The following is a 15,408-nucleotide window of genomic DNA, read 5'->3' on the forward strand; positions in this document are numbered from 1 at the left end:
ATACCATATTAAATGTACCGGTATTGCGCGTCCGACATAAACAGCCTGCCTGATTTGGCGCCCGAACGCATAGAATAACGACCGAGCGCCGCTTCCAATTCTCAATGTCGGGAAAACAAACCTTACATGGCCCGCCCGATTCAAGCTAGTTTTGACCTTGCCGCCCTGAAAAACAATTTCGCCATTGCGCGCCGCCACGCCGGTGACGCTGCAATGATGGCAGTCATCAAAGCCAACGCATACGGGCACGGACTGCTGCGTGTGGCGCGCACGCTGGCGGACGCGGAGGGGTTCGCGTTGCTGGAACTCGATGACGCCGTCAGGCTGCGCGATGCCGGCTATCGCCAGCGCATCCTGCTGCTGGAAGGCTTTTTCTCAGCCGCCGAGCTGCCGGAAATATTGCATCACGGATTCACCGTCATGGTGCATGACCGCGAGCAACTGCAGATGCTCAAGACCTTGCACACCGACAAAAAGTTCGACGTGTTCCTGAAATTCAATACCGGTATGAACCGGCTCGGGTTTCCGGCCGCCGCCGCGCACAGCGTGCTGGAGGAGCTGAATGCACTGCCTTGCGTGGGTAAAGTCGTATTGACCACGCATTTTTCCGACGCTGAAGGCGTCAGCGGCATCGACTGGCAAATGCGGGAATTCGAGGGGCGCGTCGCGCGCCCGGGCTACGCGCGCTCGCTGGCGAATTCGGCGGCCCTGCTGCGTTTCCCCGGCGCGCGCGGGGACTGGGTGCGTCCTGGTCTGATGCTCTATGGCGCAAGCCCTCTGGAGGATGCCGGCGCGCTCAAGCTGGGGTTGAAGCCGGTGATGACGCTGAAGAGCGAAATTATCGCCATCCAGCAGCTCAAGCCTGGCGATACCGTCGGTTATGGCAGCCAGTTTTTGGCCGACCGCAGCATGCGTGTCGGCGTGGTCGCGTGCGGCTACGCCGATGGCTACCCGCGTCATGCCTATAACGGCATGCCGGTGGTGATCGAGGGGGTGCGTACGTCGATGGCGGGGCGCGTATCGATGGACATGCTGTGCGTGGATCTGACCAATGTCCCGCACGCGAAAGTTGGCAGCCCGGCGGTGTTGTGGGGAGAAGGCCTGCCGGTCGAGGAGGTTGCGGCGGCGGCGGGCACCGTGAGCTACGAATTGTTGTGCGCGTTGGCGCGGCGCGTGCCCGTGCGCGAAGCGGGCTAAAGGCGATGGCGAAGGTGAAAACGATCTACACCTGCACCGAGTGCGGTGGGCAGACGCTGAAATGGCAGGGCCAATGCCCGCATTGCAACGCCTGGAACACGCTGGTCGAAACCATTGCAGAGAAGACGGTGGGATCGCGCTACCAGTCGGTCACGGAATCCAGCAAACTGCAGAAACTGGGCGAAGTCGACGCTCGCGAAGAGCCGCGCCGGCCTACGGGCATCGACGAACTGGACCGGGTGCTCGGCGGAGGGCTGGTCACCGGCGCGGTGGTGCTTCTCGGCGGCGATCCGGGCATCGGCAAATCCACGCTGCTGCTGCAGGCACTGGCGAAACTCGGCGGCAGTTGCAATGCCGTCTATGTCAGCGGCGAGGAATCGGCGCATCAGATCGCGTTGCGGGCGCGGCGGCTGACAGAGGATGCGGCGGCGCTGAATCTGCTGGCGGAAATCCAGCTCGAGAAAGTCCTTTCGGTATTATCGACGCAGAAGCCCGACGTCGCTGTGATCGACTCGATCCAGACCATCTATTCCGAAGCGCTGCAGTCGGCGCCGGGCAGCGTCGCCCAAGTGCGCGAATGCGCCGCGCAACTGACGCGCTTCGCCAAGTCTTCGGGTACCGCCTTGCTGCTGGTCGGCCATGTGACCAAGGAGGGCGCGCTGGCCGGCCCGCGCGTGCTGGAACACATGGTGGACGCAGTGCTGTATTTCGAAGGGGAAACGCATTCCAGTTTCCGGCTGGTTCGCGCAATCAAGAACCGTTTCGGGGCGGTGAACGAACTCGGCGTGTTCGCGATGACCGATCGCGGCCTGCGCGGGGTGTCCAATCCTTCCGCACTGTTTCTGTCGCATCACGAGACCCAGGTGTCCGGTTCGTGCGTGATGGTTACGCAGGAGGGTAGCCGACCGCTTCTGGTGGAAGTGCAGGCGCTGGTGGATGAGGCGCACGCACCGAATCCGCGGCGGCTGAGCGTCGGTCTTGAACAGAACCGGCTGGCGATGTTGCTTGCGGTGCTGCACCGCCATGCCGGTATCGCGGCGTTCGACCAGGATGTATTCGTGAACGCGGTCGGTGGTGTCAAAATCGACGAGCCTGCCGCGGATCTGCCGGTGTTGCTCGCCATCGTGTCTTCACTGCGAAACAAGCCTTTGCCGGAAAAGCTGGTCGCGTTCGGCGAAATCGGACTGGCCGGAGAAGTGCGGCCCGTGCAGCGCGGACAGGAGCGGCTCAGGGAAGCGGCCAAACTCGGATTCAGACTTGCGATCATCCCGAAGGCGAACGCGCCGAAATCGGCGATCGATGGGATCGAGGTGGTCAGCGTGGAGCGTGTCGAAGAAGCGGTGGCCAGGGTACGCTGAAGGAATTCTTCAGCGCAGCAGGAACAGAACTGCGGCGGCGAACACCATGAGCCCGCTGCCAATCCAGATCAATTTCAGTTGCGCCGCCATCGCGCCGGCCGGCGCGGTATTTTGCCCGCCCGCGGCTGACTGCTGCCAGGTTGCGCTGCCCGACAGCGTGGAAGCTGACGCCGCGGCGGCACGCTTTGCATCCGCCAGCGCTTTGAGGCGGGCGATCTTCTGCGTTTCCGAAAACTTGTCCAGTTCCTTCTCCATGCCGGTCAGCGCGGCAAGCCGCATGGTGGCGTCGAACGAATCGAAAGCCTTCGACAGCCCAAGCCCCGGATGAGCGGTTTCCGTGGCTGAGGAGGGCGCATTCGCCGGTACCGATTCCGCTCCGGATTGCTGGGCGTCTTCGTCCACCATGCCAAGAATGCGCGCTTCCTTGTCTTCCTGCCGCGTCATGGGTGAATCCGGCTCGACGAAAGGCGCATCCACCGGATCGGCGGCGACCCTGGGTGCGGTCGACTCGCCGGAGAGGGCGGAAAGTGCCTGGCGCAGGTCATGCGAGAGATCCTTTGCGGTCTGGTAACGATCATCCAGATTCTTGGACAGCGCCTTCGCAACGATGTAGTTGAAGACATCCGGCAGCTCGGGATTGAGCGTCCTCGGCGCCGGCGGATTGAAATTCAGGGTCTGGTACATCACGCCATGGATATTGTCGGCGACGAAGGGAGACGTGCCAGTCAGCATTTCGTAGAGCACCACGCCCAGCGAAAAGATGTCGGAGCGCGCATCGGCTCGTTTGCCCGAAACCTGTTCCGGGGACATGTACTTGGGCGAACCCAGGATCATGCCGGCGATGGTCTTGACCTCGTTGTTGCGCATGCGCGCGATACCGAAGTCAGTGATTTTCACCAGTCCGTCGTTGAGCACCATGATGTTCGCGGGCTTGATGTCGCGGTGGACGATTTGCCGATCGTGCGCGAATTGCAGGCCTTCGGCGACCTGTGCTCCGATATCGAGCGCATGGGCAACCCGGATCGGGACGCGCGATTGCATCAGCCGGCGCAGCTCCTGGCCTTCCAGAAACTCCATCGCCATGTAAGCGACACGGTCGCTGCGGCCGATGTCGTGAATGGTGACGATGTTGCGGTGGGAGAGGCCGCCCGCCGCCTTGGCTTCCTGGTAGAACCTCGCCTCGTATTCGGCCAGTTCTTCCTTCGGCAGCGTCAGATTGATGGTTTTTATGGCGACGAGGCGATCCAGCATCGGGTCGCGAGCCTTGTAGACCACCCCCATCGCGCCCTGCCCGAGTTCCGAGATGATCTCGTAGCGCCCCAGCGTTGTGACGGACGTGGCGTTGATCATGGCTGCCTGGCCTGTTTCGCCTTGACGCTCTTGAACATCGGACCCCAGATCGGGTGGCCGGCCTCCGCGGGCGCCAGTTCGAACTTCGGATCCAGTTCCAGGGCGATCGTGAATTCCTCGCGGCAGGTGAGTTGCTGGCTGGAAACGCAGGCGATGAAAGCCAGGTATTTGTGTGCCTTGACGCGGTCAGGCCGGCTCAAACCTTCCTCGAGCGCGAACTGCAGGCGCCGCTTCGCGACCCGGTAATTGCCTTCCTCGTAGTTCTGCACGCCTTCCTCCAGGTAGCTGTTGCCGGCGTTGCGGGTTGCGCCGAAATTCTTGAACAGACCGCTCTGGCAGCCGGCCGCGAGCGTGGTGGCGAGAATCAGCAGCAGCGTCAGTCGGAGAGTAAGCATGCTGTCTAGTTGAACTTGTGCTTGATGCGAACCTTCTGATCGGCCTTTACGTCGACGACTTGAGTGTAGACCGGAAAGCCGCCGTTCTTTATTTCAATTTTGCGCTTGCCTGGCACGACCTCTACTTCGTTGACCGGCGGACTGACGCCGATCCGATCCCCATCGACATAGACTTCACCCCACGGCGCGATTGCCAGCGTGATCAGTGCGGTACCGCCCGGCGCAGCAGGCGCATCCGGTTCGGTGGCGGGCTTCTCTCTGGAAAAGAAGGCGAAAGGCGAGAGCTTGGCCTCCTTTTTTTCACTCGAGTCTGATTTCGGTGCGGGCAGGTTGACCTCGGGCTGCGCGATTTCCGCACGGGCGATGGTTCGGGGTTTTTTTTCGGCGGGCTTGCGCGGCACGGACGACATGCCTGCATCCGAGCGTATGGAAAGTGGCGCTTTCTTCTGCACACTGTGCTCGGCGGGTGACGACGACACCGCGGCGACTTCGCCGTGGCCAAGAAGGTTTACCACGACCGCAAGCGTGAATGCGCCGACGGATAGCGTGGCGGTGCCGAAAGCGATGGTGCGGTTGTTCAACCACGGTTCCAGGCGCGCGAGCCAGGGCAAGGTGCCGGTTCCGGTGGCAACCGTCGCGGTGGACGCCTGGTGTTTGCCTTCTTGCGTGGAGACCAGCGCGCGCTCGGCAGGCGAGCGAATGCCGCTGCCTCGGGTGCTGGTATAGCCGACGCTGTAAACCTCGTGTTCGCGCACGTGCTTGTCGGTGCGCGCGCCTTCGTAGTTGAACAGCTTGATATAGCCCTCGGAGATATGGGATACCACTTCGTAATAGGAGCGCGATACCAGTATCTGACCGGGTTTCGCAAATCCCATCACGCGCTGCGCGACGTTGATGCCGTCGCCGATGATGTTGGGCTGGCTATTGAGGTCTCGGACCAGGCGCACCGGGCCGAGGTTGATGCCGATGCGTGCCGGGAGGTTGGACGGTCCGCCGGACTTCGGAGCAAAGGATTCGCGCAGGCTCATGGCCACAAACAGCGCATCCTCGGGATCGCCCAGAAAATTGATGGCCACGCCATCGCCGGTGTCGAGAATGATGCGATCGTTCGGAACGATGTCGCGAATCGACTCCGCGATCAACGCATTGAAACGGTCCTTGAGTTGGATCTGCTCCGAAACCGGTTTCTTGGAGTACTCCGCGATGTCGAGGAACAGCACGCTGCAGATGAACGTGCGGTTGGCGCGCTCGGGCATCATCTGGGCGTCACCTGCGGCTTCGGCATCAAACGGGTTCCTTGGCGGAGCTAGAGCCTTCCGGGGGAGGTGAATCTTATCACCATTCAACTGCCCTTCGGTATAAGGAAATATTAAATTTTCTACTGGCGTCAAGCGCTTTTGGAGCAATCTTCCATGGCTTTCTAGGTTTGGGTAAGGGCCTTCCCGGCGGGTTCCGGGATGGTAATCCCGTATCATTCCGAAAGCTTTGGCGGGCTTGCCTGACTTGCCCCATAACTTAAGTTCTAGTCCTTTTTTTCGGAAAGTTCCGGAGCAACCTTGAACCGCAACAGTCCTTACGAGACCGGTCTGGATCGAAATCCGGCCAATTACGTTCCGCTCTCTCCCCTGTCTTTCCTGGCCCGTGCGGCCGAGGTCTACCCGAACCGGGTCGCCATCATCCACGGAGACGATGAAGCGACGTGGGGCGAAACCTATGCGCGTTGCCGCAAGCTGGCCTGCGCCCTGGCGAGGCGCGGCATCGGTGTCGGCGACACCGTGGCGGTGATGGCGCCGAATGTGCCGGCGATGTTCGAGGCGCACTTCGGCGTGCCGATGACCGGCGCCGTGCTGAACACCCTGAACACGCGGCTTGATGCAGAGGCCATCGCCTTCATGCTGAATCACGGCGAGGCGAAGGTATTGCTGACCGATCGGGAGTTCTCCCCGACGATTGCCGCGGCTTTGCATCACGTAAGGCGCGACGTGCTGGTAATCGACATCGACGATGCGCCGGCCAGCGGTGGTGAGTTCATAGGCGAGATGGACTACGAAGCCTTTCTCGAAACCGGAGATGCGGCGTTCGCATGGACGCTGCCGGGTGATGAATGGAACGCCATTGCGCTGTCCTATACGTCGGGCACGACAGGCAACCCCAAGGGTGTTGTCACGCATCACCGCGGCGCTTACCTTAATGCGGTGGGGAACATCGTGACCTGGGCGATGCCGCATTTTCCGGTCTATCTGTGGACGCTGCCGATGTTCCATTGCAATGGCTGGTGCTTCCCATGGACGCTTGCCGCCGTCGCAGGTACCAGCGTTTGCCTGCGCAGGGTGGAAGCGAAGCCGGTGTTCGACCTGATCCGCCGCCACAAGGTGACCCATTTCTGCGGAGCGCCGGTCGTGCACAACATGCTTGTCAACGCGCCCGCCGAGTTGCGCGCCGGCATCGGTCACAAGGTCTCGGCAATGATCGCCGGCGCTGCGCCGCCGCGGGCGGTCATCGAGGGCATGGAACGCATCGGGGTGGACCTGACGCACGTCTACGGACTGACCGAGGTCTATGGTCCAGCCTCGGTGTGCGCCAAGCATCCGGAGTGGGCGTCTTTGCCGCCCGCGAAACGCGCGGAACTCAACGGCAGACAAGGCGTGCGCTATGAAATGCAGGAAGGCATGGACGTGCTCGACCCGAAGACCCTGCAGCCGGTGCCCCGGGACGGGCAGGTTATGGGCGAGATCTTCTTCCGCGGCAACATCACGATGAAGGGCTATCTCAAGAATCCGCAGGCGACCGAGGAAGCCTTCGCCGGCGGCTGGTTCCATACCGGCGACCTGGCGGTCATCGACGCGGATGGCTACGTGAGGATCAAGGACCGCTCCAAGGACATCATCATCTCCGGCGGCGAAAACATTTCGACGATAGAAGTCGAGGATGTGCTCTACAGCCACCCTCACGTTCTGGAGGCGGCGGTGGTGGCAAAGCCGGACGAAAAATGGGGCGAGACACCGTGCGCCTTCGTCACGCTGAAAATCGGCGCGCCGGCGGTCACCGAGCAGGAGATCATCGTCTTTTGCCGCGAGCGACTGGCCCATTTCAAATGTCCGCGCAAGGTGATATTCGGTCCGTTGCCGAAGACTTCGACCGGCAAGATCCAGAAAAACGTTCTGCGCGAACAGGCCAGATCCGCCTGAACGTCGTTGCCGTTGCGAAGTGCTGCGGTAGAATTCGCATTCTTTCCCGTCTAGCCAAAGGTTTGCGAAATGAAGGTACTGGTCCCCGTCAAGCGGGTGGTGGATTACAACGTCAAGGTGCGTGTGAAGCCGGATGGCTCGGGTGTGGAAACCGCCAACGTGAAGATGTCGATGAATCCGTTCGACGAAATCGCGGTGGAGGAGGCGATACGCTTGAAGGAGGCCGGCGTCGCGACGGAGATCGTCGCGGTGTCGATCGGCACCGCGCAATCCCAGGAGACGTTGCGCACGGCACTGGCGATCGGCGCGGACCGCGCGATCCTGGTCGAGACCGGTGTCGAAATCCAGCCCCTGGCGGTGGCGAAGCTGCTCAAGGCGATCGTAGCCAAGGAGCAGCCAGGCCTGGTGATCATGGGCAAGCAAGCCATCGACGACGATTCCAACCAGACCGGACAGATGCTGGCTGCGCTGCTTGACTGGTCGCAGGCTACGTTTGCTTCGAAGCTGAAAGTCAGCGGCGCCGCCGCGGAAGTCACGCGGGAAGTCGACGGCGGGCTGGAAACGATTTCCGTCAAGCTGCCCGCCGTCGTGACGGCCGATCTGCGCCTGAACGAGCCGCGCTACGTGACGTTGCCGAACATCATGAAGGCGAAAAAGAAGCCACTGCAAACGCTGACGCCGGAAGCGCTCGGTGTCGACGTCGCGCCGCGGCTGAAAACGCTGAAGGTGCAGGAGCCGCCGAAGCGCAGCGCCGGCAAACTGGTCAAGAGCGTGCAGGAGCTGGTCGAAAAACTCAGGAACGAGGCTAAGGTCATCTGATGGCTATTCTGGTTATTGCCGAACACGACAACGCCGTCATCAAGCCGGCGCTACTCAACACGGTCGCCGCCGCACAGAAAATCGGCGGCGACATCGACATACTCGTCGCAGGACATCAATGCGCTGGCGCTGCGAAAGCGGCGGCGGCGATTCCAGGCGTTAAGAAAGTGTTGGTGGTTGATGCGCTCCACTACGCCCACGCGCTGGCGGAAAGTCTCAGCGCGCTGATCGTCTCCATCGCGAGGAACTACAGCCATGTGCTTGCGCCATCCACGAGTGCGGGCAAGAACGTGTTGCCGCGGGTGGCCGCGCTGCTGGACGTGGCGCAGATCTCCGACATCGTCAAGGTCGAATCGGCCGATACCTTCGTGCGGCCGATTTATGCCGGCAACGCGCTGGCCACCGTGCAATCGAGCGATGCGATCAAGGTGATTACCGTGCGTTCAACCGGCTTCGACGCAGCGCAGTCAACGGGCGGATCGGCCGCCGTGGAGAACCTCGGCGCCGGCCCGGACAGCGGACTGTCCTCGATGATCGGGCAGGAGCTCACCAAATCGGCACGTCCGGAACTCACGTCGGCGCGCGCGATCGTGTCGGGCGGACGCGGCATGGGAAACGGCGAGAACTTCAAGATCCTCGAAGCGCTAGCCGACAAACTCGGCGCCGCGGTCGGTGCGTCGCGCGCCGCGGTCGATTCCGGCTTCGTACCGAACGACTACCAGGTCGGGCAGACCGGCAAGATCGTCGCCCCCGAGTTGTACATTGCGGTGGGCATATCCGGCGCGATCCAGCACCTCGCGGGCATGAAGGACAGCAAGGTCATCGTGGCAATCAACAAGGATGCCGAAGCGCCGATTTTCCAGGTTGCCGACTACGGTCTGGTCGCCGATCTTTTCCAGGCTGTGCCGGAACTGACTGCTCAACTTTGATTTTTTTTACTGCGAACACCGAAGAACTTGAACCACGGAGAGCACGGAGAAAGTTAAAACAGGATTTAAGTTTTATTTTTCTGACTGGTTTTCCTTCCTGTACCCCTCAAAGGGGTATTGCGAAGAATCCACCGTGGTGACGAGTTTTCCGGTCTCGATGATTCAGGAGTAGGAAATGTCCACATACGCAGCGCCGATACGCGACATGAAGTTCACGGTCAAGGAATTGGTCGGTCTTGACGACATCGCCGAGTTGCCGGGATGTGAGGATCTCACGCCCGATGTGGTCGATGCCGTGCTCGAAGAGGCGGGCAAGTTTGCCACCGGCGTGCTGGATCCGCTCAACCGCCCGGGCGATACCACGGGCGCGAAATTGGACAACAACGCGGTGACTTCCGCTCCGGGATTCGCGGATGCCTTCAAGCAATTCTCGCAAGGCGGCTGGACCGGGTTGAACTGCGATCCCCAATACGGCGGGCAGGGGTTGCCGCACATCCTCTCCGCGCAGACTTCCGAAATGTGGAATTCGGCCAACATGTCGTTCTGCCTGTGTCCGATGCTCACGGCCGGCGTGGTCGCTTCTCTCATGCGCCACGGCTCGGATGCGCAGAAAGATACTTACCTGCCGAACCTGGTGAGTGGCAAGTGGACCGGGACCATGAACCTTACCGAACCGCAGGCGGGTTCGGATCTTTCCGCAGTGCGCGCTCGAGCCGTACCCGAGGGCGACCATTTCCGCATTTACGGCACCAAGATCTTCATCACCTGGGGCGAGCACGACATGGCAGAGAACATCATCCACATGGTGCTCGCGCGCACGCCGGATGCGCCGGAAGGCGTGAAAGGCATTTCGCTGTTGGTCGTGCCGAAATTCCTGGTCAACGCCGACGGCAGTCCGGGAAAACGCAACGACGTGAAATGCGTGTCGATCGAGCACAAGCTCGGCATCCACGGCAGTCCGACCTGCGTGATGGCTTATGGCGACGCCGATGGCGCGGTCGGCTATCTGGTCGGCGAGGAGAATCGTGGCCTGGAATACATGTTCACGATGATGAATTTCGCGCGGCTTGAAGTCGGCATCGAGGGCGTCGCGATCGCCGAACGCGCTTACCAGCATGCACTCGACTACGCGAGAAACCGAGTCCAGGGCAGGGAAGTCGGCGTCAAGAGCGGGGACCGTGTCAGCATCATTCATCATCCCGACGTGCGCCGCATGCTGATGAGCATGAAGGCGCAGACCGAGGCGATGCGCGCACTGGCGACCCTGGCATCCGCCCATCTCGACAAGGCGTTGCTGCATCCGGACAAAGCCGAGCGCGCCAAAAATCAGGCCATGTTCGATCTGCTGACGCCGGTGGTAAAGGGCTGGTGTACCGAGCAGTCCATCGAAATTGCGTCGACGGGTGTGCAGATTCATGGTGGCATGGGGTTCGTCGAGGAAACCGGCGCAGCGCAATATCTGCGCGATGCGCGCATCACGACGATCTACGAAGGCACCACCGGCATCCAGGCCAATGATCTGGTCGGCCGCAAGCTTGCATACGAGAAAGGCGCCACCATCAAGCTGCTTATCGAGCAGATGCGAGGCTTCGACGCAGAACTTGCAAAGGTCGGCCATCCCGGTCTCGCCGTGATCAGGCGCTCGCTGGCGGAAGGGGTGTCCGCGTTGTCCGAAGCGACCGACTGGCTGCTCGCGACTTTCCCCGGCAATATGAAAGCAGCGTCGGCGGGGGCCGTGCCGTTTTTGAAACTGTTCGGCACCGTGGCCGGCGCCTGGCAGATGGCGCGCGCCGCGCTGATCGCGAAAAACAGGCTGGATGAAAACAACGACGATTACGATTTCTACCGCGCTAAGATCGGCACCGCGCGTTTTTATGCGGAGCACATCGTTCCCCTGGCGGCGGCCTACAAACACGAAATCGTGCATGGCTCGAGCAGCGTACTGGCGCTCGAAGAAGCCCAGTTCTGACATGACGCGGCGCTCACCGCTCGTAGAACAGTAAGATCGGACGCGGCCTTCGGGTTGCGTTTTTTTTGCTCTGTCCGGAAATTTTCCGTTGACAACCGTTCGCAGGCTGACGATCATTCAAACGAACGTTTGAATCGCCTGTTTGACCGCACTTTTCGGGAGGCTCGTTTCCAAAAAAATGCCGGGACGCGTGCGCAATGGCTGAGAACGAGAACCAGGCTATCGATACCAGGGAAAGAATTCTTTGTGCCGCGGAGTCCTTGTTCATGGAACACGGCTACGCGGCCACGTCGCTGCGGCTGATTACAGCCAAGGCCAAAGTCAATCTTGCGGCCGTCAACTACCATTTCGGTTCCAAGCAGGCGCTGATCCGGGAAGTGTTCGAACGCCGCCTTGGTCCGCTGAACGCGGCGCGCATTGCCCATTTGGACGAACTGGAAGCCGCTGCGCGCGGACGCCCGCTGGCCATCGAGCAGATCATCGAAGCCATCATCGCGCCGGTTTTGCACGTCAGCCGGGAGCCGCTGGCGCGCGGTTCCGTTTTTTTGCGGCTGCTCGGGTGGGCGTTTACGGAGCCGGCCGATACCTTGCGCGAAATCCTGCCGGGGCAATATCGCCAGGTGGTAATCCGATTCAAGCAGGCGTTGATGCGGTCGTTACCAGACATGCCGGACCAGGAACTGACCTGGCGCATGCACTTCATGTTCGGCACATTGTCCTACACCATGGCCGGCAACGACGCGTTGAAACTGATCGCAACCTGCAACCTCGATGGCGCGGAGGATGCGGAAGCCATCATGCGCCGGCTGATTCCCTTCCTTGCGGCGGGATTGCAGGCGCCGTTGCCTGCATCGCAAACCAAGCGCAGTCTGCCGGGTCGAAGGGCGGCATGAAGCTCATAGACGAATCGGAAAGAGGAGGAAGAACATGAACGCCGTTCTCTGGGTGGCCGCGGCTGCGGCGCTGTTGTGGATACTGGCCTATGTTCGCGCAGGCGCGATGGCGTGGACCATCGGCATTGGCGCCTACCTGGGCGCGTTGACTCTGTGGTCTGGAGCCGGTGGCGCCACAAAGGCAACGCTGTGGACGCTATTCCTCATTGCTGCCGCGTTGCTGATGGTGCCGCAGTTGCGCCGCGCGTTGGTCAGCGACCCGCTGCTCAACTGGTTCCGCAGGGTGCTGCCGCAGGTGTCGCAGACCGAGCAGGAGGCGCTCGATGCCGGCAGCGTCTGGTGGGACGGTGAACTATTCAGCGGCCAGCCGGACTGGAACAAATTGTTCGGCACGCCGAAGCCGCGCCTGTCGCCCGACGAGCAGGCCTTCCTGGATGGGCAGGTCGACGAACTCTGTCGCATGTGCGATGACTGGGAGATCACCCACGAACTGAATGATCTGCCACCGGCAGTCTGGCAGTTCATCAAGGATCGCGGTTTCCTCGGCATGATTATCCCGCGTCAGTACGGCGGCATGGGATTCTCCGCATACGCCCACTCGCAGGTTGTGCAGAAGCTGGCAACGCGCAGCGCCACGGCGTGCGTCTCGGTGATGGTGCCGAATTCGCTGGGGCCGGCCGAATTGCTGCTGCACTACGGCACCGACGAGCAGAAGAATCACTATCTGCCGCGTCTGGCGAAAGGCCTGGAGATGCCTTGCTTTGCATTGACCGGGCCGGAAGCCGGTTCGGACGCGGGTTCGATTCCGGACTTCGGCGTGGTGTGCAAGGGATTGCACGAAGGCCGCGAAGTGGTCGGTATCAGGCTGACCTGGGAAAAGCGCTACATCACGCTCGGGCCGGTGGCTACGCTGCTCGGCCTCGCATTCAAGCTTCACGATCCGAATGGCCTGCTTGGCACACAAGAGGACATCGGCATTACGCTGGCGCTGATTCCGGCTCGACATCCCGGTGTGAACATCGGCCGCCGCCACTTTCCGCTGAACGCCTCGTTCATGAATGGGCCGAACTGGGGCAAGGACGTCTTCATTCCGATGGACTGGGTCATCGGCGGCCGCGAATTTGCCGGTCAGGGCTGGCGCATGCTCATGGAGTGCCTGGCGGCCGGGCGTTCCATCTCCCTGCCGTCTTCGAGCGCCGGCGCGGCCAAGCTGGCGCTGCGCACCACCAGCGCGTACAGCAGGGTGCGCAGCCAGTTCAAGATTTCCATCGGTAAATTCGAGGGCATCGAGGAAGTGCTGGCCCGTATCGCCGGCAACACGTACGCGATCGATGCCGCACGCACCATGACGGCCGGTGCTATCGACCTCGGCGAAAAACCTTCGGTGATCTCGGCCATCGTCAAATACCACTGCACCGAACGCGGACGCCAGGTGATCAACGACGCAATGGACGTGCATGGCGGCAAGGGCATCTGTCTCGGGCCGAACAACTATCTCGGTCGCGCCTATCAGCAAATTCCCATCGGCATCACGGTGGAAGGCGCAAACATCCTGACCCGCAGCATGATGATCTTCGGCCAGGGTGCAATTCGCTGCCATCCCTATGTACTGAGGGAAATTGCCGCGACGCGCGCCACGGATTCCAGGCAGGCTGGCAGCGAATTCGACGACGCGTTCTGGGACCATGTGCGCTTTGTCCTCTGCAACGCGGCCAGGTCGTTGTGGCAGGGCGTGAGCGGCGCGCAACTGGTCGGCGTGCCTGGTGCACCGGAGTTGCGTGCGTACACGCGACAGCTCACGCGTTTGTGTGCCGGCTTTGCATTCTCGGCCGACGTGGCGATGTTGTTTCTCGGCGGCGACCTGAAGCGCCGGGAAAAGCTGTCCGCCCGTCTGGGCGATATTCTGAGCCAGCTTTACATTGCGTCCACGGTATTGAAGCGCTACGAAGATGACGGCCGTCCGCGGGCCGATCTGCCAGTGGCGAAATGGGCGATAGAAGACTGCCTGAACCGCATCCAGGAAGCGTTTTACGGCGTATTCGAGAATTTCCCGAGCCGCGTCACCGGCTGGATGCTGCGCGTGGTGGTTTTCCCGCTTGGAAAATCGTTTACGGTGCCGAGTGATTACGTCGGTCACCAGATCGCGAAGCTGCTGCTCGAATCGTCGCCGACCCGCGAGCGACTGACCTCCAACGTATTCGTGCTCAGGCATCAGGACGATCCGGTCGGACGTCTGGAACTGGCCATGCAGGCGGCGCCGGCCGGGGAAGCGACGGAATCCAAGATCCGCAGCGCGACGAGGGCCGGCGTGATTTCCGGTCTGACCGAGGAAGCGCGCATTGCGGCGGCAATCGAGAAGGGCATTATCAGCACCGCGGAGGCGATACAGTTCCAGCAGTTCAGCGCGCTGCGCCGCGGCTGCATCATGGTCGACGATTTCCCGCACGACATCGGCCGCACGCAGATCGCGCGTGAACCGGCGAGTGTAACGGCATTGGGCAGCGTGGTATCGCAGAAGACCGCGGCATGAGCGAAGCCGTAAAACTATCGGTGGAAGGTGGCGTCGCCACCATTGTGCTCAACCGGCCGCATGTGATGAACGCGATGGACGGCGAGATGATGCAGCAACTGCGCCCCATTGCGGAAGCGGTGGAGAAAGATTCTTCCGTTCGCGCAGTCGTTCTGCGCGGCGAGGGGGCCGCGTTCATGGCGGGCGGTGACATTGCGGTCTTCCATCGGCATTTGACTGATCTGCCGGAGTTGATCGTGACCTGGGGACGCGAGATGCATGCGGCCTTCCTGGCGTTGCGGCGCATGGGCAAGCCGGTGCTGGCCAGCGTGCACGGCGCGGTCGCCGGCGCGGGATTCAGCCTGATGTGCGCTGCCGATCTCGCGATCGCCGCTGTCGATACCCGCTTCACGCTGGCGTACGCAAACATCGGAGCCAGCCCGGACGGCGGCAGCACCTATTTTCTGCCACGCCTGGTCGGGTACAAGAAAACCATGGAAATGATCATGCTGCCCGACCGCTTCGACGCCGAGACGGCGCGCCTGCACGGGCTGGTGAACTGGGTGGTGCCAAACGACAGGCTCGCTGCGGAGACCGCGCGTATCGCGCAGCGTCTCGCCGCCGGACCGACGCGTGCTTACGCGGAAGCCAAGCGGCTGGTCAATCAATCCCTCGATCCGCTCGGTGCACAGATGGAAAAAGAACTGCAGGCGTTTTCCCGCTGTGCCCGGGGTCCCGATCTGAAAGAGGGCGTGACGGCGTTCGTCGACAAACGCAAGCCGGTGTTCAACGGGAACTGAA

The 15,408-nt window shown here is 61.6% G+C and carries 12 protein-coding genes; 9 read left to right on the plus strand and 3 right to left on the minus strand.

The window, feature by feature from the left end; genetic code table 11:
- Positions 1-126: 126 nt before the first annotated feature.
- Together alr and radA are read left to right on the plus strand one after the other, a co-directional pair.
- Positions 127-1,197: an alanine racemase gene (gene alr / locus HY067_15630; GenBank protein MBI3529386.1), complete on the plus strand. Its 1,071-nt coding sequence runs from the start codon at positions 127-129 to the stop codon at positions 1,195-1,197.
- A gap of 5 nt (positions 1,198-1,202) precedes the next feature.
- Positions 1,203-2,555 carry a DNA repair protein RadA gene (radA, locus tag HY067_15635; protein MBI3529387.1) on the plus strand — a complete coding sequence of 451 codons (1,353 nt, stop codon included), beginning with the start codon at positions 1,203-1,205 and terminating at the stop codon, positions 2,553-2,555.
- A gap of 9 nt (positions 2,556-2,564) precedes the next feature.
- Here the strand turns inward: radA and HY067_15640 are convergent, their stop codons facing one another.
- The 3 genes from HY067_15640 to HY067_15650 are packed head-to-tail and all read right to left on the minus strand — an operon-like array spanning position 2,565 to position 5,559.
- The gene (locus tag HY067_15640; GenBank protein MBI3529388.1) at positions 2,565-3,905 is read right to left on the minus strand and encodes a serine/threonine protein kinase; all 1,341 of its coding nucleotides are present in this window, start codon (positions 3,903-3,905) and stop codon (positions 2,565-2,567) included.
- The gene (locus tag HY067_15645; protein ID MBI3529389.1) at positions 3,902-4,300 is read right to left on the minus strand and encodes a TssQ family T6SS-associated lipoprotein; all 399 of its coding nucleotides are present in this window, start codon (positions 4,298-4,300) and stop codon (positions 3,902-3,904) included. Before HY067_15645 ends, HY067_15640 begins: the two co-directional genes overlap by 4 nt.
- Before the next feature lie 5 nt (positions 4,301-4,305).
- Positions 4,306-5,559, minus strand: coding sequence for a PEGA domain-containing protein (locus HY067_15650; GenBank protein ID MBI3529390.1), 1,254 nt, complete (start codon positions 5,557-5,559; stop codon positions 4,306-4,308).
- A gap of 297 nt (positions 5,560-5,856) precedes the next feature.
- Between HY067_15650 and HY067_15655 the strand changes: the two genes are divergently transcribed.
- The 7 genes from HY067_15655 (at position 5,857) to HY067_15685 (ending at position 15,407) form a co-directional block, all read left to right on the plus strand.
- Entirely contained in the window at positions 5,857-7,488 is a 1,632-nt protein-coding gene (locus HY067_15655) for an acyl-CoA synthetase (GenBank protein ID MBI3529391.1), read from the plus strand.
- 69 nt (positions 7,489-7,557) lie between these two features.
- A complete protein-coding gene (locus HY067_15660) occupies positions 7,558-8,307 on the plus strand; it encodes an electron transfer flavoprotein subunit beta/FixA family protein (protein MBI3529392.1) in 750 nt (249 codons plus the stop codon).
- Positions 8,307-9,236 (plus strand): electron transfer flavoprotein subunit alpha/FixB family protein, encoded by a 930-nt coding sequence (locus HY067_15665; protein ID MBI3529393.1) that lies wholly within the window; start codon positions 8,307-8,309, stop codon positions 9,234-9,236. Before HY067_15660 ends, HY067_15665 begins: the two co-directional genes overlap by 1 nt.
- Positions 9,237-9,411: 175 nt before the next feature.
- Positions 9,412-11,205: an acyl-CoA dehydrogenase gene (locus tag HY067_15670; protein MBI3529394.1), complete on the plus strand. Its 1,794-nt coding sequence runs from the start codon at positions 9,412-9,414 to the stop codon at positions 11,203-11,205.
- A 197-nt stretch (positions 11,206-11,402) separates the two neighbouring features.
- On the plus strand, positions 11,403-12,098 hold the full coding sequence (locus HY067_15675) for a TetR/AcrR family transcriptional regulator (GenBank protein MBI3529395.1): 696 nt from the start codon (positions 11,403-11,405) through the stop codon (positions 12,096-12,098).
- Positions 12,099-12,132: 34 nt separating this feature from the next.
- Positions 12,133-14,628: an acyl-CoA dehydrogenase gene (locus HY067_15680; GenBank protein ID MBI3529396.1), complete on the plus strand. Its 2,496-nt coding sequence runs from the start codon at positions 12,133-12,135 to the stop codon at positions 14,626-14,628.
- Positions 14,625-15,407, plus strand: a complete 783-nt coding sequence (locus HY067_15685; protein MBI3529397.1) for an enoyl-CoA hydratase/isomerase family protein — start codon at positions 14,625-14,627, stop codon at positions 15,405-15,407. The genes HY067_15680 and HY067_15685 overlap by 4 nt, the downstream gene beginning before the upstream one ends.
- The last annotated feature ends 1 nt before the right edge of the window (position 15,408 follow it).

Source organism: Betaproteobacteria bacterium (genome assembly GCA_016194905.1).
GTDB lineage: Bacteria > Pseudomonadota > Gammaproteobacteria > Burkholderiales > JACQAP01 > JACQAP01.